This window comes from Helicobacter pylori (genome assembly GCF_011140715.1).
GTDB classification, from domain to species: domain Bacteria; phylum Campylobacterota; class Campylobacteria; order Campylobacterales; family Helicobacteraceae; genus Helicobacter; species Helicobacter pylori_DA.
In genome coordinates, this window is sequence record NZ_SFZZ01000014.1 from 1 (window position 1) to 246 (window position 246).

1 protein-coding gene is annotated in these 246 nt (G+C 39.8%); it reads left to right on the forward strand.

Features of this window, described 5'->3' with window-relative positions; genetic code table 11:
* Window positions 1–246 (forward strand): CagY family CD-EC repeat-containing protein (locus EWZ81_RS02155; RefSeq protein ID WP_165548871.1); only part of this gene is annotated, 246 nt, incomplete at both ends.

Sequence of the window (246 nt, forward strand, 5' to 3'; positions counted from 1 at the left end):
CGAAGCTGAGAAAAAAAGGTGTGTCAAAGATCTCCCTAAAGACTTGCAGAAAAAGGTTTTAGCCAAAGAGAGTGTTAGGGTTTATTTGGATTGCGTTTCAAAAGCCAAAACTGAAGCTGAAAGAAAAGAATGCGAGAAATTACTCACCCCTGAAGCGAGGAAACTATTAGAAGAAGCTAAAGAGAGCGTCAAGGCTTACAAGGACTGCGTTTCAAGAGCTAGGAATGAAAAAGAGAAAAAAGAGTG